We start from the raw sequence: 13,134 nt of genomic DNA, 5'->3' as shown, positions 1-13,134 counted from the left end.
ACCTCCAAAGGGTATAAATTCGCCTCTGCGAATGGCATGACAGGCAGCGATTATAGAAACGGGCGCACCGCCAAGTGAACTTTGCAACCTGCTTACAGAATATATTCAACTCGATTGACCAAGCCCGCATATCCGTATTCGCCCTAGAGCGAACAATCAAAGTCAAAATGAGACATAAAAGCTGGCACATCCAATCAGGATAGCCGTAAGCTCAAGACTTTGGAAAAGTCAGGTCTCATTCAAATGTCACGCGGGAAAGTCACACTCACAAAGCTGACCTAACTATCCGACACCAGCCTTCACGATCCAGACGGAAGCTTGCATATCAACAGTCCCGTCATCATTGGCGGCGTCGCTCAGTTTTTCGATTAAAGCCGATTGAACGCGCTTTTCGTCCAAATCTTGGTCTTTCATGATCTTGGACAGTGGGCCCATCTCCATTGTAAAAGCTGCCGTCTGTTCAACATCTTCTCCCGGCAATCTTATTTTGCCTGTCCAGTCTGTCAGTTCTACGGTTTTCCAGCCCGCATCCATCAATGTGTCTGTCAGATATTCAGAATCCGCAAAAGCAAACGGCCCAGGGGCGTGAGGCTCCGGCGGCGTAGGCTGTTCTTTAAAAAATGGCATAGCGGCCTCTAGCGGCGCTTTGGCCCATAGGTTTTTCATGGGGGACTGCCAGCAGGCAAACACCATGCGGCCATTAGGTTTTACTTGCTCGCGAATATTGGCAAAAGCGCTGACTGGGTCAGAAAAGAACATCACGCCAAACCGTGACATGACAACATCACGTTTTTCATCTAATGAAATCATTGCGGCATCCTCACAGTGAAAATTCGTTTGCGCGTGTCCCGCCGCCCGCTTTTCCGCGAGTGCAATCAAGGGTTTTGATATGTCTACTCCAAGAACGGACTGAGCCTTTTGTGCTGCGCGCAAAGATAAAGCCCCGCCGCCACAGCCAATATCGAGGACAGTCTCATTAGGCTTAATATTTGACGCCTCAAGGATGAGCTCTGCGAATGGGCCTAACATGGCATCTAAGCGGTCAGAGAAGGTGACCCAGCGTTCCCCAGCGTCACCATTCCAAAATTCTGATTGTTGTTGATTGTCCATAGCTAGAAGCATTCCTCATTGAATTCATTTTTTTAGAAGGACAAAATCTTTGTCTCGACTTGAGTAAAATATCCGGCTATTTCCGGCGGCGTTGCCACGCCAACACCGTCTATGAGCGCGTCTTCCCCAAATGTTCGATTGGGCAGATAAATAGCGCAGACATCGACCTTCACGCCGCTATTGATGAGTTTGGAGAGCAGGCCGGCGGGACTCATATTTTTTGGCGCTAAAGGTTGTTGTGATAGAGTCGGCGGTGATTTCAGCGCCAAATCTCCCCCTTTATCGCAAAGGAGGATTTGCACAGGGCTTCCCTGATCGACTGCGGCTTTAGAGAGTATCAAAGCCATAAGCTGCGTTTCAGGTGCCTGCTCCGTAATCACCGTCAATACAGGGGCGGCATTGTCAGTTGCCTGCACCGAGACCTGAGCGGAGCTGTCACTTTGAGAGCAGGCTGTCAGCGCGACGGCGAAAGTCATCACACAAATGAGTTGTTGTCTGATATTCAAAACGGCCTCCTTAAAACGGGTTTAATGTGTAGTCGTCTTGTTGAAGTAAGGCGTGCGCGGTCATGGCCGACAATGCCATTTTAACGCCTGGAAGCAGGTCTGATTTATCAATATCGTGATAAACAGCGGACTGCCCGCAGAGATAGATTTCGACGCCATTCTCAACGAGGGCCTTAATCAATTCCGCGTTTTTAATCTCAGCGCCTGCATATTGCGCCGCGTAATAATTTTTGCGCGTTAAATCCTTGGACGCCCCGCCATGTACGACCACAGCAATATCCATATTCTTCAGAGCTACGCCCGCCTCAGCGTGCATATTAATAAAACGAGCGAGGCTATCCAACTTCCGGTTCACAGCGCCCGGTGTGCCAGCCGCGGCAACATCAAAGCTCACTCTTAATTTCAATTTTTTAGGCAGTGGCATATCAGAGTCGATGGTCGCGATTTTGCCGAAACCTGTAATCACCGTCCCATTGTGAAAAGCCGTATCATCGGCATAGGCGAAAGATGAGATCACAGATAACGCGAATGCGCCTATGAGGATTTTCGAAATTTTCATGAGAAGACCTTTCTAAGCTGCAGTCGCGCGTAGCATCCACGCCGTTTTTTCATGGAGCGTAATTCGAGGGGCAACCACGTCCGCCGTGGCGTCATCATTGGCCTCTTCAGCTGTGCGAAGGACATCTCGCGCTATTTTTGCGACCTGCTCATGCCCAGTGGCTAATGTTATCACCATTTGCCGCCAATCGGGCCTTTGGGTCTCTTCTGTGACAGCAGATAATTTCGACATTTCAGCGTAAGAAGCGGGTGCATAATGGCCCAACGCACGAATACGCTCCGCAAGCTCATCAACGGCCGTCCACATTTCCGTATATTGCTCCATAAACTGGATATGTAATTGTTGGAAATGAGGGCCTTCAACATTCCAGTGATAGCCATGTGTTTTTAAGTAGAGCGTATAAGTGCTCGCAAGCAGTTTCGACAAGGCGGTAGCAGAAGCTTGCCTTGAGGTGGTGTCTATACCGATATTGATGTCCATTGTATTCTCCGTTTGAATTAAGGGGCCTCTGTGAGGTGAATTTGATAAGTTCCGTGGCAGGACTGGCAATACATCAGGGTTGAACTCAATTGCTCAAGTATTTGAGCGCTATCCGCTCCGCTCTTGGAGAGTGTTTCAACTTTTTTGAACTCCTGTTTCATGGCCGACCCCATCTGTCTAAATTCAGAGGGCAAAGCCCCTTTCATTAAACCCTGACCTTGGCTTTGACCTTGATTGCGACCTAAGCTGTCAGCAACGGCGCTTTGAACTAATTCAGGGTCATCTGACGATAGGCCCTCTACGATTTCCTGCGTTGAGAGGAGGAATTGATTCATCTCCTCTAAAACATGGAGACGCTGCTGCGCCGTCAGAGAGACAATAATCCGCGTGTCAGGATTTGTAGGAATTTCGGCGAGGCCGGCGCTCTCACGTTGAGAAACTTCAGGGGCGCGGCCTTGTTGCGAGCAGGCCACGGCTGAAACGCCCGCGCACAAAGTCAGACCTAAATGTAAAACTCGCTTCACGATCTCGCCCGCATCAATCTATAGGCCATGATTGTCAAAATCATCGTAGCTGTAAATATCAGGGCGTTCGTACCAGCAAAGCTAACGCTCGCAAGTGCTGGGCCCGGACATAGACCCGCTAAGCCCCACCCGATGCCAAACAGCGCCGCCCCGGCAATTAAGGGGACGTCAATATCTTTGCGGGTGGGCAGACGAAAACGATCTTCAAATAAGGGTGTCTTGCCTTTTAACACCAAACGATAGCCAATAAATGTAACCACTAAGGCCCCGCCCATGACAAAAGCGAGGCTTGGGTCCCAATTGCCGGTAATGTCCAAGAATGAAATCACTTTTGAAGGGTTCACCATTTGAGACACGGTTAGGCCGCCGCCAAAAAGTAGGCCTGAAAGGAAGGTTGATAGAGGTAGTTTCATCTTACAAGCCTCCGAGGGCGCGCATTATGAAAACGGTTAAAACGCCCGTCGTCATAAATGTCAGTGTGGCGATGAGAGAGCGCATAGAGAGACGCGCATTCCCGCAAACGCCGTGACCACTCGTGCATCCATTTCCCATCTGTGTGCCTATACCGACAAGGACAGCCGCAACGATCAATAAAGGCCCAGTTGTTGGAAAGTTTACCTGAAGTGTCGATGGCTTAAAAAGCCCAACCAGCAATGGCCCCAGAACGAGGCCCAGCAAAAAAGTCCATCGCCACAACTTATCAGCCTTGGGAGCCTGGAGAGCGCCCCCCAAAATGCCACTAATGCCTGCGATGCGTCCCGCACTCGCCATCAACCAAACAGCTGACAAACCAATCATTGCGCCGCCAAGAGCCGCAGATATAGGTGTGAAGTTTTCCATTTCCGTATCCTAAAAAAATCCCCTGACAGAGAGAGGGATGCCAGGGGAAGTTTGGCTAAAGGGGAGCTTAGCCAATGCTTGTATAACGGAGGTAAGGACGTATCTCGTCAAAGCCTTGCGGAAACTTCGCAGCCGCTGCCTCATTCGACACAGAGGGCGGGATGATGACTTTATCTCCAACCTTCCAGTCTGCAGGAGTCGCAATGCCGTTTTTATCACTGGCTTGCAGCGCATCGATAACGCGCAGAATTTCATCAAAATTACGACCGACGCTCATGGGATAAGTCATGGTCAACCTGATCTTCTTATCAGGCCCAATAATAAAGACAGACCGGACAGCCGCTGTGTCACTCTCATTTGGGTGGATCATATCAAAAAGCTGCGCGATTTTTTTGTCAGCATCGGCAACGATTGGGAAGGTCAGCGTTGTATTTTGCGTGTCGTTGACATCTTCAATCCACGCCAAATGCTCTTTAACGCCGTCTGTTGAAAGCCCGAGCGGCTTTGTATTCCGCGCTTGAAATTCTCCCGCGAGTTGTGCCGTGCGTCCCATTTCAGTTGTGCAAACGGGCGTGAAGTCAGCGGGGTGCGAAAAGAAGAAACACCAGCTATCGCCAATCCAATCGTGGAAATCAATTTCGCCGGTCGTTGTTTCTACTGTGAAGTTAGGCGCTACATCGCCGATGCGTAAACTCATGTCAATATCCTTTCATAAATGCGTGAAGCCGCTTGTTATTCTGAGTTAAGAGCGCCCATGCTTAAAGTCAATATACAATTTACTTAATTTAATTATTGATTTTGTATATTGAAATAGTTTATAGCCGTTTCATAGATTCGAGTTGTTGGAGATCAGTGTGACATTACCTGAAAATAGCGCCCCTTTTGACGGATATGACCCAAGCGCGCAGCGGGGGCCAAAGCTCGACGAGCCAGCGCCCCTTTTCACCGCGCGGACAACGCTAGGCACGCGGGCTCTCGAAGACTATCGAGGCCAATGGGTGATCCTGTTCTCGCACCCTGCCGACTTTACACCTGTCTGCACGTCGGAGTTTATCGCCTTTCAAAACGCCATGTCGGATTTTGAATCTCTGAATTGCAGCCTTATTGGCCTGTCTGTAGATAGTGTTTATTCTCACATTGCCTGGCTTGAGAGCATTGAAACAAAATTTGACGTGAAGGTAACGTTCCCTGTCATTGAAGATGTTTCAATGGCTGTTTCAACAGCTTACGGCATGATCCACCAAACGTCCTCCAGCACAGCTACAGTCCGTTCAGTTTTCGTCATTGACCCGGATGGCGTGCTAAAAGCTCTCACACATTACCCGCTCGCTGTCGGCCGCTCCGTCAAAGAGTTATTGCGCCTGCTCAAAGGCCTGCAGCTATCAGTGAAAGAAGATGTCGCGGTTCCGGCAGAATGGCAGCCCGGTGATGACGTTTTATATAACCCACCCTGCCTTTTTAATGACGCGCTGGATAACTCCGGCAACAAAGCTTGGTATTATCGCAAAGTCGCCAACGATATAGGCGAAGCAGACGAGCCAAAATCATGAGCTTCCAAAAAGACATGATTGAAAAAGCGCCTGAAGTTGCCTCACAGCTTAAGCTACTCGCCAATCCAAACCGCCTCCTCATAGTATGCCGTTTGCTGGATGGTGAAATGTCCGTTGGTGATATTGAAGAAGAGTTAGACATTCGCCAGCCCACCCTCTCGCGCGAGCTAGGGCATTTACGTGAAGCCAATATCATTTCCCCACGCCGGCAATCTAAAGTCGTGTTTTACACTTTGACGAATGAGAAAATGCGCGTCTTAATTGAAGCCATTTGTGAGGCAAGCCGCAGTGGCAAAACTCGCCAAGCCCCATCAGTATCGCCGCGTGCCGACGCAAACGCACCCATTGCATTCAACCCGAGGCCTAAATTTACAAAATCAGGGCCGTCATCATCTGATGAGCGCGGATTCAGCATTTTTGCGACCACTTCCAAGAAAGGAGCCTAGACATGAGCAACAAACCAGAAGTCATCTCATTTTTTGATGAGGCCACTTTTACCGTCACTTATATTGTAGCCGACCCTGCGACTAAGAAATGCGGGATTATCGACTCAGTGTTAGATTTTGACCCAAGCTCGGGACGCACAAAAACAGACTCTGCAGACGAAGTCATTGCCTTCATCAAGCAAGGTGAATTGGATGTTGAATGGATATTGGAAACCCACGCTCACGCCGATCATTTTTCTGCGGCACCCTATCTTCAACGAGAGCTTGGCGGCAAGATTGCTATTGGTGCGCATATCCCTGACATTCAGAAAGTTTTTGGAAGTCTTTTCAACGAAGGCGATGATTTCAAACGGGATGGCAGTCAATTCCATCACTTGTTCGAGGATGGTGAGACTTTCAAGATTGGAAGTCTTGACGCCGATGTTATCTATGTGCCGGGGCACACACCGGCTTGCATCGCCTATCATGTCGGTGATGCGGTTTTTGTTGGTGATACACTCTTTATGCCCGACTATGGCTCGGCGCGTTGTGATTTCCCCGGTGGAGATGCAGGAACGCTCTACGACTCTGTGCAAAAACTCTATGCGTTGCCGGATGAAACACGCGTGTATCTTTGTCACGACTATAAAGCGAAAGGCCGTGATCACTATGCGTGGGAAACCACGATCGCTGAACAGAAGGCCAAGAACATTCATCTCAATTCATCCGTTACCCGTGATGAATTTATCGAAATGCGCACGACGCGCGATGAAACGCTGAGTATGCCGCGCCTGATACTGCCGTCCGTCCAAGTCAATATGCGGGCGGGAGAATTTCCGGAGCCGGAGGAAAATGGGCAACGTTATCTGAAAATCCCGCTGAACGCTGTTTAGGAGCTAGTCGGATGGAAACGAAATCATTGACAGAAAACCTCTCTGTGAGCGGTCAAATAAAGCTTGCGGATATGAAGGACATTAAAGCGGCGGGTTTTACGACCGTGATTAATAACCGTCCTGATGGGGAAGCGCCGCGACAACCGCGATCTGAAACATTAGCTAAACGCTCAAAAGAGTTAGGTTTGACCTATCATTATATTCCAGTTTTTCCGGGTAAGATGAGCGCTGCGAATGTCTCTGATTTCGATAAAGCGCTATTGCAAAACGGCGGAAAAACCCTCGCATTTTGCAGAACAGGGACACGCTCCAGCAACCTATGGGCCAAAACCCAAATCGGCAAACGGAGTGCCAATGATGTCATCACGCGCGGCAAGGCGGCAGGATATGATCTCTCCGCACATCGTGAGGCCCTAAATTCAAATCAACCAAAAACGAAAAAAGTGAATGGGGAAAACATGACAGAGACACACCAAATCGTAATTATTGGGGGCGGGTCAGCAGGCATCGCAACAGCAGCAAGTTTGCTGAAAAGAAAAGCTTCACTCGACATTGCCATTATTGAACCAAAGGACGAGCATTTTTATCAACCGGGTTGGACCATGGTTGGCGGGGGCATTTTCTCTCCTGAAAAGACCCGGCGGTCCATGAAAGATCTAATGCCCAAGGCGGCAAAATGGATCAAAGCAGCCGTTTCTACTTTTGACCCTGACAATAACACTGTGACTTTGTCTGATGGGCGCATAATAGGTTATGACATGCTTGTGACCGCGCCTGGCCTTCAACTTGATTTTGATAAGATTGAGGGTTTGACGGAAACGCTGGGTCAAAATGGTGTCACATCGAATTATCGATATGACCTTGCCCCTTATACATGGAAGCTCGTTCAAGGCCTGAAATCAGGCACGGCCATTTTCACACAACCGCCTATGCCCATAAAATGCGCCGGAGCGCCCCAGAAGGCCATGTACCTTTCCGGAGATCACTGGCGCAGAACGGGCGCCTTGGACAAAATAAATATAAAATTTTGCAACACAGGCGGCGCCATCTTTGGCGTCAAAGCCTTTGTTCCCGCACTCATGGAATATGTGAAGCGCTATAAAGCAGAGCTAAATTTCGGCGAGCAACTTGTCAAAGTCGATGGTCCAAACAGGACAGCTTGGTTTGAAAAAACAGATGCAGATGGCAATAAAAGCCAAGTGGAGCGCAAGTTTGACATGCTACATGTGTGCCCGCCGCAATCAGCGCCTGACTTTATCAAAGCCAGCCCACTCTCCAATGAAGCGGGTTGGGTGGACGTTGATCAACACACTCTACAGCACAATAAATATCCAAATATCTATGGGCTTGGTGACGCTGGATCCACGCCTAATGCCAAGACAATGGCTGCAGCGCGCAAACAGGCTCCAATTGTGGCCAGTAACATCATCGCGCAAATGGAAGGCTCAAATGCACTCGCCAACTATGATGGCTACGGTGCATGCCCGCTAACGGTTGAGAAAGGTAAAGTCGTGCTGGCTGAATTTGGATATGGCGGAAAACTATTGCCCTCTCTCCCAACTTGGATGCTCAATGGCACCAAGGCCACCCGCGCCGCTTGGTTTATGAAAGATAGCCTTCTTCCCAATGTCTATTGGAACCAAATGCTCAAGGGTAAGGAATTTCTTGCGAAACCAGAAATCACTCTAAAGTAGCGCACCTATCGGTCTCAGCCATGCGCTTAGCGGAATGAACAATGTCAATTAAACTTTCAAGTTACTTCCCGATTCTAGATTGGGGTCGTCGTTACAAAGGCGAGACTTTCGTCAATGACGGCATTGCCGCCGTTATTGTAACTATCATGCTCATTCCGCAATCATTGGCCTATGCTCTCTTGGCTGGATTACCGCCTCAAGTGGGGCTCTATGCCAGTATTTTGCCGCTTGTTGCCTACGCCATATTCGGAACGAGTAAAGCGCTGGCGGTCGGCCCTGTCGCTGTCATCTCATTAATGACGGCCGCGGCAGCAGGTAAGATGGCGGCGCAAGGCTCTCCGGAATATTTGGCCGTTGCGATACTGCTAGCGCTCATTTCAGGTGTGATGCTTCTTGTTATGGGGCTTTTTAAACTTGGCTTCATCGCTAACTTTTTAAGCCATCCTGTTATCTCCGGTTTTATCACAGCATCGGGAATACTGATCGCTGTAAGCCAACTCAAACATATTTTGGGCGTAAAAGTTACCGGGCATAACTTGTTAGAAATCGGCCAATCTTTGATCTCAAAAATACCCGAAACGAACATGCCAACTCTAATAATCGGCGTCATCTCAACAGTCTTTCTATTTTGGGTTCGCGGAAACCTAAAACCTTTGCTGAGAAAAATGGGATTAAGCGAAAAGCTGGCAGGCATTGGCGCCCGTGTTGGCCCGGTCATCGCCGTCGTCGTGTCCATCCTGGCCGTTCTGTTTTTGGGTCTTGAAGATAAAGGCGTCAAAATTGTTGGTGATATACCAAAAGGTCTTCCGCCTATTGCGGCGCCTGAATTTGATATGACGCTTTGGATAAGTCTTCTTGGCTCTTCCTTAATTATTGCGATCATCGGTTTCGTAGAATCCGTCTCTGTCGCGCAAACATTAGCCGCAAAGAAGCGCCAGCGTATTGAACCGGACCAAGAACTCATCGCGCTTGGGGCTTCCAATATCGCCTCTGCATTTTCCGGAGGTTATTCAGTTACGGGTGGTTTTGCCCGGTCAGCCGTCAATTTTGACGCTGGGGCTGAAACACCAGCCGCTGGGGGCTTTACCGCCATCGGCATCGCGCTCGCAACATTGTTTTTGACGCCTCTATTATACAATCTACCAATCGCGACGCTTGCGGCGACGATCATTGTAGCGGTGTTATCGCTTGTAAATATCCCAGACATTAAACAGGCTTGGAATTATTCTAAGAGTGATTTTGCCGCGATGATGGCGACAATCCTTTTGACACTCACCATAGGCGTAGAAGCGGGCGTCATGGCAGGTGTTGTGATTTCAATCGCGATGTTCCTCTACCGCTCATCACGCCCGCATTACGCGATTGTCGGACAAGTGCGCGATACAGAGCATTTTAGAAATGTTGATCGGCACAATGTTATTACAAGCCCGCGCGTCGTTACGATTCGGGTGGATGAGTCCCTATATTTTGCAAATGCGCGCTATCTTGAAGACGCTATTTACGAACGAGCACTCGCTTCTGACACTGTCGAACACGTCATTCTTATGTGCTCTGCCGTCAATGATATTGACCTGTCCGCACTGGAGAGTCTCGAAGCTATAAACGAGCGGCTGAAGTCCGCCAAAATCACCTTTCATCTTTCGGAGGTGAAAGGTCCGGTCATGGACAAGTTGGAGAAATCTCACTTGCCTCATGATCTCACTGGGGAGGTATTTTTCAGTCAGCATGACGCCATCAAAAAGATTTGCGGAAATGCGTTTGATACAGAAGTGGAGTATTACCTCTAATGGAACCTGTCGTCAGCGAATTAGCAGTTAACCTCGCAAGAGCGCAATTTGCCTTTACCGTCTCTTTTCATATTATCTTCCCGGCCTTTTCAATCGGTCTTGCGAGCTACCTGATGGTGCTCGAAGGGCTTTGGCTGAAAACGGGAAATGACACCTATCTTCGCCTCTTCAAATATTGGCGCAAGATTTTCGCCGTCGCGTTCGGTATGGGCGTCGTCTCTGGCATAGTGATGGCCTATCAATTTGGCACAAATTGGAGCGTCTTTTCTGATAAGGCCGGGCCCGTCATTGGACCGCTCATGGCCTATGAAGTTTTGACGGCCTTCTTCCTCGAAGCGGGTTTCCTCGGCATCATGTTGTTTGGCATGGGCCGCGTGTCCAAGCGGCTGCATTTCATTGCGACAATCATGGTCGCCTTCGGGACCCTGCTGTCGGCTACTTGGATCCTGTCCGTGAATAGCTGGATGCAGACGCCTGCAGGTTTTTCAATCAATGAGGCCGGGCAATTCATCCCCGAAAGCTGGATGGAAATCATTTTCAATCCCAGCTTCCCCTACCGTCTCGTCCACATGGTTCTAGCGGCCTATTTGACCACAGCCTTCGTTGTCGGGGCGGTTGGTGCGTGGCACTTGCTCAAGGATAGAACGAATAAAGAAGCCCGCAAAATGTTCTCTATGGCGATGTGGATGGCCGCAATTATCGCCCCCATTCAGATCATTGCGGGCGATTTTCACGGCATTAATACGCTGGAGCATCAGCCGGCCAAAGTGATGGCGATGGAAGGTCATTTTGAGAGTCATCCTGAGGGCGCGCCGCTTTATCTATTCGGTATTCCGGATCAGGAAAATCAAGAGCTGAAATATGCCATTGGTATTCCCAAAGCTTCGTCGCTCATTCTCAAACATGACTTAAACGCACCGCTCGCCGGGCTGGATACAATTCCGCGCGAAGACCAACCGCCCGTCGCAATCGTCTTCTGGAGCTTCCGCGTCATGGTTGGCATTGGGATGCTTATGCTGCTCGTGGGCGTGACCAGCCTATTCCTGAGATGGCGAAAGCGCCTTTACGAGGCAAGCCTATTTCACAAGTTTGCGCTTGTAATGGGGCCAAGTGGATTTGTCGCCGTTCTCGCCGGATGGATAACAACAGAGGTCGGTCGCCAACCCTTCACAGTCTATGGCTTGCTGCGCACCACGGAGTCGATTGCGCCCGTGGAAGCGCCCGCCGTGGCGGCATCGCTTCTCGCTTTCGTTGTGGTCTATTTCGCGCTCTTCGGCGCTGGGACATATTACATCTTGAAAATGATGAACAAGACACCGGGCGAGCTTGCCAAATTGCCGGGCACAGTCACGCGAACTGCGGGCACCACGCCAGCTGCTTCGCTTGATCCCGATGCCATGAACCCCGCCGAATAGGAGGCCACAATGTTTGATCTACCAACAATTTGGGCCGGTCTTTTGGCCGTTGCCATCTTTATCTATGTCATTCTTGACGGGTTTGACCTTGGCATTGGTCTCGTTTTCCCATTCTTGGAAACGGATAAATGCCGCGATGTTGCCATGAATTCCGTCGCTCCCGTTTGGGACGGCAATGAGACTTGGCTCGTCTTGGGCGGCGGAGGCTTACTGGCGGCCTTCCCTTTAGCTTATGCGGTCGTTCTCCCTGCACTCTACGCCCCTTTCATTATTATGATTTTGGCGCTCGTCTTTCGGGGTGTCGCTTTTGAATATCGCTGGCGAGATAAGGCTCACGAGAAGACGTGGGATAAGTCATTCTTTTTCGGATCTCTCCTGGCCACTTTTACACAAGGCATTGTCCTGGGCGCTTTCGTGCAAGGTATTGAGGTTGACGGCCGAGCCTATGGCGGCGGCTGGTGGGATTGGTTGACGCCTTTCTCAATGATGTGCGGCGTGGCTCTGACGGCCGGATATGCTCTGCTCGGATCGACTTGGCTTGTGATGAAGACGGAAGGCATCTTGCGCGAAAAGGCTTACCGCATCTCCAAAATCACGGCGGTCGCGACATTGGCTTTCATGGGAATTGTCAGTCTTTGGACTCCATTTCTTTCGCCTGAAATCGCAGAGCGTTGGTTCACATTCCCGCAGCTTCTTTTCGTTCTGCCTGTTCCAACGCTCGTCTTTATTCTCGCGGGTGTCTTGGCATTCGGATTGGTCAAACGCCGGGACAGTCTACCATTTCTCGCAACGATTGGAATATTCCTCCTGTGTTTTATCGGTCTTGGCATAGGCATCACGCCCTATATCGTGCCGCGCGCGATCACGATTGCTGAGGCGGCGGCTCCCGACAAAAGCCTTATGTTTATGCTGGTCGGTGCGCTCATACTCTTGCCCATGATCTTGGCTTACACAGCTTATTCCTATTGGGTGTTCAGAGGCAAAGTCGATCCGGAAGCAGGGTATCACTAATGCCCAAATTTAAGTTTCTGCAAGAAAAAGACACGCACATAGAGAAAACAGGGCCAAAGGAGCTACTGTGGTTTGTCGGGCTATGGGGATTGGGGTTTGTGACGATCACCATCGTCGGAACGCTCATCAAGCTCGTTCTGAGAACATAAGATGAGCGCCCATGTATCGATGAGACGACTGAGCCCAAAAAAAGCCATCAGCTATCTTAAGGATCACAAGAAAGAACTTTTCTGGGTCTGGATCGCTTATCAATCCATCAAAGGGATGGCGACGCTGACATTGATATGGATACCCCTCTGGCTCGTCTGGAGAGGACAGTCCGGCGGCGAGTTTTAAGCAT

General features: G+C 49.8%; 16 protein-coding genes. 8 read left to right on the top strand and 8 right to left on the bottom strand.

The annotated features are described in order from the left end of the window. Positions 1 to 282: 282 nt before the first annotated feature. From AB6B37_RS10965 to AB6B37_RS10930, 8 genes are all read right to left on the bottom strand, one after another. Positions 283 to 1,110 (bottom strand): class I SAM-dependent methyltransferase, encoded by an 828-nt coding sequence (locus AB6B37_RS10965; protein ID WP_371395835.1) that lies wholly within the window; start codon positions 1,108 to 1,110, stop codon positions 283 to 285. A 32-nt stretch (positions 1,111 to 1,142) separates the two neighbouring features. Continuing rightward, entirely contained in the window at positions 1,143 to 1,616 is a 474-nt protein-coding gene (locus AB6B37_RS10960) for a hypothetical protein (protein WP_371395834.1), read from the bottom strand. 10 nt (positions 1,617 to 1,626) lie between these two features. Further along, entirely contained in the window at positions 1,627 to 2,175 is a 549-nt protein-coding gene (locus AB6B37_RS10955; RefSeq protein ID WP_371395833.1) for a DsrE family protein, read from the bottom strand. Positions 2,176 to 2,187: 12 nt separating this feature from the next. Then, positions 2,188 to 2,655, bottom strand: coding sequence for a Dps family protein (locus AB6B37_RS10950; RefSeq protein WP_371395832.1), 468 nt, complete (start codon positions 2,653 to 2,655; stop codon positions 2,188 to 2,190). 17 nt (positions 2,656 to 2,672) lie between these two features. Next, the gene (locus AB6B37_RS10945; RefSeq protein ID WP_371395830.1) at positions 2,673 to 3,179 is read right to left on the bottom strand and encodes a hypothetical protein; all 507 of its coding nucleotides are present in this window, start codon (positions 3,177 to 3,179) and stop codon (positions 2,673 to 2,675) included. After that, positions 3,176 to 3,592 carry a DUF6691 family protein gene (locus tag AB6B37_RS10940; protein WP_371395829.1) on the bottom strand — a complete coding sequence of 139 codons (417 nt, stop codon included), beginning with the start codon at positions 3,590 to 3,592 and terminating at the stop codon, positions 3,176 to 3,178. The genes AB6B37_RS10945 and AB6B37_RS10940 overlap by 4 nt, the downstream gene beginning before the upstream one ends. 1 nt (position 3,593) lies before the next feature. After that, the gene (locus AB6B37_RS10935) at positions 3,594 to 4,019 is read right to left on the bottom strand and encodes a YeeE/YedE family protein (RefSeq protein WP_371395828.1); all 426 of its coding nucleotides are present in this window, start codon (positions 4,017 to 4,019) and stop codon (positions 3,594 to 3,596) included. A 67-nt stretch (positions 4,020 to 4,086) separates the two neighbouring features. Then, a complete protein-coding gene (locus AB6B37_RS10930; RefSeq protein ID WP_371395827.1) occupies positions 4,087 to 4,716 on the bottom strand; it encodes a peroxiredoxin in 630 nt (209 codons plus the stop codon). A gap of 157 nt (positions 4,717 to 4,873) precedes the next feature. Here AB6B37_RS10930 and AB6B37_RS10925 point away from each other — a divergent pair, with 157 nt between their 5' ends. From AB6B37_RS10925 to AB6B37_RS10890, 8 genes are all read left to right on the top strand, one after another. After that, positions 4,874 to 5,569: a peroxiredoxin gene (locus tag AB6B37_RS10925; protein WP_371395826.1), complete on the top strand. Its 696-nt coding sequence runs from the start codon at positions 4,874 to 4,876 to the stop codon at positions 5,567 to 5,569. Continuing rightward, positions 5,566 to 6,015, top strand: a complete 450-nt coding sequence (locus tag AB6B37_RS10920) for an ArsR/SmtB family transcription factor (protein WP_371395825.1) — start codon at positions 5,566 to 5,568, stop codon at positions 6,013 to 6,015. The genes AB6B37_RS10925 and AB6B37_RS10920 overlap by 4 nt, the downstream gene beginning before the upstream one ends. Positions 6,016 to 6,017: 2 nt before the next feature. After that, entirely contained in the window at positions 6,018 to 6,887 is an 870-nt protein-coding gene (locus AB6B37_RS10915) for an MBL fold metallo-hydrolase (protein ID WP_371395824.1), read from the top strand. Positions 6,888 to 6,898: 11 nt separating this feature from the next. After that, positions 6,899 to 8,581, top strand: a complete 1,683-nt coding sequence (locus tag AB6B37_RS10910) for a TIGR01244 family sulfur transferase (protein WP_371395823.1) — start codon at positions 6,899 to 6,901, stop codon at positions 8,579 to 8,581. A gap of 41 nt (positions 8,582 to 8,622) precedes the next feature. Continuing rightward, a complete protein-coding gene (locus AB6B37_RS10905) occupies positions 8,623 to 10,368 on the top strand; it encodes a SulP family inorganic anion transporter (protein ID WP_371395822.1) in 1,746 nt (581 codons plus the stop codon). Then, entirely contained in the window at positions 10,368 to 11,783 is a 1,416-nt protein-coding gene (locus AB6B37_RS10900; RefSeq protein WP_371395821.1) for a cytochrome ubiquinol oxidase subunit I, read from the top strand. Before AB6B37_RS10905 ends, AB6B37_RS10900 begins: the two co-directional genes overlap by 1 nt. A gap of 9 nt (positions 11,784 to 11,792) precedes the next feature. Then, positions 11,793 to 12,794, top strand: coding sequence for a cytochrome d ubiquinol oxidase subunit II (gene cydB, locus AB6B37_RS10895; protein ID WP_371395820.1), 1,002 nt, complete (start codon positions 11,793 to 11,795; stop codon positions 12,792 to 12,794). Positions 12,795 to 12,944: 150 nt separating this feature from the next. Further along, positions 12,945 to 13,130: a hypothetical protein gene (locus AB6B37_RS10890; protein ID WP_371395819.1), complete on the top strand. Its 186-nt coding sequence runs from the start codon at positions 12,945 to 12,947 to the stop codon at positions 13,128 to 13,130. Positions 13,131 to 13,134: the final 4 nt, after the last annotated feature.

The sequence above is a fragment of the Fretibacter rubidus genome, from assembly GCF_041429785.1.
Taxonomy (GTDB): domain Bacteria; phylum Pseudomonadota; class Alphaproteobacteria; order Caulobacterales; family Maricaulaceae; genus Fretibacter; species Fretibacter rubidus.
The sequence above is the reverse complement of the archived record's forward strand: the minus strand, read 5'-3'. Positions and strand labels throughout refer to the sequence as shown.